Raw genomic sequence first — 3,763 nt, 5'->3', positions numbered from 1 at the left:
GTTATAAGTAATGCAGTAGTCGCCCGGCTGTTCCATATGCAGCTCTTTCAGGTAGTTGTGAACACCTGCATAAGGGCGACCCGTCGTTAGCACGACATTCACGCCACGGGCGCGAGCTGCGGCAATCGCGTTTTTAACAGCGGGTGAAATGGTGTGATCGGGCAGCAGAAGGGTGCCATCCATATCGATAGCAATGAGTTTGATAGCCATGAGTTCCCCAGGTAGATTGGTTCCTGACCCATGCTAACGCGATTCCGCTCAAAAATCAGTACAACACCTGAGGGAAAAGGGGGATGCAACGCGCGTTGCATGCTCCCCTTTTGCTTAGCGGAAGAGTTTCCCTTTCAGCAGTTCCATGCCTGCGGAAAGCAGATCGTTATTGGCTTGCGAAGACACTTCACCCTGCGGTGAGAGAGCATCAATAATCTTTGGCAGTTGCTCTGCCAGCAAGCTGGAAGCCGTACTGGTATCCACGCCAAGTTTTTGCCCGAGATCGGACACCGCATTTGTGCCGAGCGCCGACTCCAGTTGCTCGCCACTCACCGGCTGATTGCCCTGTTGATTACTCAACCAGGTTGAGAGAATGGCACCTAAGCCGCCACTTTGCAGTTTTTCCAACAGCACCTGAATGCCGCCCTGTTCCTCAACCCAACTCAAAATAGCCTGATATTTCCCCGCATCGCCTTTCAGAAAGGCGCCGACAACTTCATCAAAAAGCCCCATGATAATCACCTGTAAAGCGTTACGTGTTGACTCAAAAAGTATAGTTCTGCGGGATGATAATTGCGGATTGCAGAAATAAAAAGGGCGGAGATGATCTCCGCCCTTTCTTATAACTTCATGCCTGATAAGCGTAGCGCATCAGGCACGCTCACATTGTTAATGCCATTAAATATCAATATTCGCCGCTTTCAGGGCGTTCTCTTCGATAAACGCACGGCGCGGTTCAACGGCGTCGCCCATCAGCGTGGTGAACAACTGGTCGGCAGCAATCGCATCTTTAACGGTAACGCGCAGCATACGACGGCTTTCCGGGTCCATGGTGGTTTCCCACAGCTGTTCCGGGTTCATCTCACCCAGACCTTTATAACGCTGGATGGAGAGGCCGCGACGGGACTCTTTCACCAGCCAGTCCAGCGCCTGTTCGAAGCTGGCTACCGGCTGACGACGCTCACCACGTTCGATAAACGCATCTTCTTCCAGCAGACCACGCAATTTCTCGCCCAGCGTGCAGATACGACGATATTCGCCGCCGGTGATAAACTCGTGATCCAGCGGATAGTCAGTATCCACACCGTGGGTACGCACGCGAACAATCGGTTCAAACAGGTTTTGATCAGCATTGGTGTGGACATCAAACTTCCACTGGCTGCCGTGCTGTTCTTTGTCGTTCAGTTCGCTGACCAGCGCGTTCACCCAACGGGTAACGGTCTGCTCATCAGAGAGGTCGGCTTCCGTCAGCGTCGGCTGATAGATAAGCTCTTTCAGCATTGCTTTCGGATAACGACGCTCCATGCGGTTGATCATTTTCTGCGTCGCGTTGTACTCAGACACCAGTTTCTCTAACGCTTCGCCAGCCAATGCCGGTGCACTGGCGTTGGTGTGCAGCGTTGCGCCATCCAGCGCGATAGAGATCTGGTACTGATCCATCGCTTCGTCGTCTTTAATGTACTGTTCCTGCTTGCCTTTCTTCACTTTATACAGCGGCGGCTGAGCGATGTAGACGTGACCGCGTTCAACGATTTCCGGCATCTGACGATAGAAGAAGGTCAACAGCAGCGTACGAATGTGCGAGCCGTCGACGTCCGCATCGGTCATGATGATGATGCTGTGGTAACGCAGTTTGTCCGGGTTGTACTCGTCACGACCGATACCACAACCAAGCGCGGTGATCAGCGTCGCCACTTCCTGGGAAGAGAGCATCTTATCGAAGCGCGCTTTCTCGACGTTGAGGATTTTACCCTTCAGCGGCAGAATCGCCTGGTTCTTGCGGTTACGCCCCTGCTTCGCAGAGCCGCCCGCGGAGTCCCCTTCCACAAGGTACAGTTCAGAGAGCGCCGGGTCGCGTTCCTGACAGTCCGCCAGTTTGCCCGGCAGGCCCGCTAAATCCAGCGCACCTTTACGACGGGTCATTTCACGAGCGCGACGCGCAGCTTCACGGGCACGAGCAGCATCGATAATTTTGCCAACCACGATTTTCGCGTCGGTTGGGTTTTCCAGCAGGTATTCAGCCAGCAGTTCGTTCATCTGCTGTTCAACCGCCGATTTCACCTCAGAAGAAACCAGTTTGTCTTTGGTCTGAGAGGAGAATTTCGGGTCCGGCACTTTTACGGAAACGACGGCAATCAGGCCTTCACGCGCATCGTCACCGGTGGCGCTGACTTTGGCTTTTTTGCTGTAGCCTTCTTTATCCATGTAGGCGTTCAGAGTACGGGTCATCGCCGCACGGAAGCCTGCCAGGTGAGTACCGCCATCACGCTGCGGAATGTTGTTGGTAAAGCAGTAGATGTTTTCCTGGAAGCCATCATTCCACTGCAATGCAACTTCAACGCCGATACCGTCTTTTTCGGTGGAGAAGTAGAAGATATTCGGGTGGATCGGCGTTTTGTTTTTGTTCAGATATTCAACGAACGCCTTGATACCGCCTTCATAGTGGAAGTGGTCTTCTTTGCCGTCGCGCTTGTCGCGCAGACGAATGGAAACGCCAGAGTTGAGGAACGACAACTCACGCAGGCGTTTCGCCAGAATGTCATATTCGAATTCGGTCACATTGGTGAAGGTTTCGAGGCTTGGCCAGAAACGCACCATGGTGCCGGTTTTTTCAGTCTCGCCGGTAACCGCCAGCGGAGCCTGCGGTACACCGTGTTCGTAGATCTGACGGTGAATTTTACCCTCGCGCTGGATAACCAGCTCCAGTTTTTGCGACAGGGCGTTTACTACCGAAACACCAACGCCGTGCAGACCGCCGGACACTTTATAGGAGTTATCGTCAAATTTACCGCCTGCGTGCAGGACGGTCATGATCACTTCCGCCGCCGATACGCCCTCTTCCGGGTGAATACCGGTCGGAATGCCGCGCCCGTCATCCTGTACAGAGACAGAGTTATCGGCGTGAATGGTGACGATAATTTCTTTACAGTGACCCGCGAGCGCTTCGTCGATAGCGTTATCTACCACCTCGAATACCATGTGGTGCAGACCGGTGCCGTCATCCGTGTCGCCGATATACATACCCGGGCGCTTACGCACCGCATCCAGCCCTTTCAGGACTTTGATACTGGAGGAGTCATAAGAATTCGACATCAACGTTTCTCGCTCATTTATTCTTGGGTTAATCCGTTATTTTACCCTTTTCCACGGTAAACATCTTCGAATTTTCGTCCGACATGTCTATTACGTGTTCAGCACTGATCGCGCTGACAAAGACCTGTGATTGCGTCGCTTTTAAGCGGCTGGCAAGCAGTCCGCGACGCTCATCATCAAGCTCAGAGGCAAAATCATCTATCAGGTAGAGACACCGCCGCCCGCTTTCACGGGTGAGGAACTCTCCTTGCGCCAGACGTAAGGCGCACATCAACAGCTTAAGCTGCCCACGCGATAAGGTATCTTCCACCGGCGCACCGTCGGCGCGAATGCGTAAGTCCGCTTTATGCGGGCCGTGCGCGGTGTAGGTTAACTGGCGATCGCGTTCAAAATTACGTTCCAGCACCTCAGCATATTCTGTCTCTTTCTCCCAGCCGCGCTGAAAAGAGAAAGTCAGAGT

3 protein-coding genes and 1 pseudogene are annotated in these 3,763 nt (G+C 53.4%); all 4 read right to left on the bottom strand.

The genetic code is table 11. From position 1 onward, the window contains the following. The coding region (locus ATB02_RS25255) for an HAD-IIB family hydrolase (protein ID WP_123059868.1) at positions 1–210 on the bottom strand (210 nt) is incomplete at its 3' end. Between the two features lie 114 nt (positions 211–324). Further along, positions 325–723, bottom strand: a complete 399-nt coding sequence (locus ATB02_RS25250; RefSeq protein WP_198598467.1) for a YidB family protein — start codon at positions 721–723, stop codon at positions 325–327. 165 nt (positions 724–888) lie between these two features. After that, positions 889–3,303, bottom strand: a complete 2,415-nt coding sequence (gene gyrB / locus ATB02_RS25245; protein WP_001353554.1) for a DNA topoisomerase (ATP-hydrolyzing) subunit B — start codon at positions 3,301–3,303, stop codon at positions 889–891. 28 nt (positions 3,304–3,331) lie between these two features. Further along, a pseudogene (locus ATB02_RS25240) lies at positions 3,332–3,763 on the bottom strand (DNA replication and repair protein RecF); the annotation flags it as partial.

This window comes from Escherichia sp. MOD1-EC5189 (assembly GCF_002966045.1).
GTDB classification, from domain to species: Bacteria; Pseudomonadota; Gammaproteobacteria; order Enterobacterales; family Enterobacteriaceae; genus Escherichia; species Escherichia coli_F.
This window is presented reverse-complemented; position numbering and strand designations above follow the sequence as displayed.

Coding starts and splice junctions, on each gene's coding strand:
- ATB02_RS25250 (WP_198598467.1), bottom strand. CDS start 723: ATGGGGCTTTTTGATGAAGTTGTCGGCGCCTTTCTGAAAGGCGATGCG.
- gyrB (WP_001353554.1), bottom strand. CDS start 3,303: ATGTCGAATTCTTATGACTCCTCCAGTATCAAAGTCCTGAAAGGGCTG.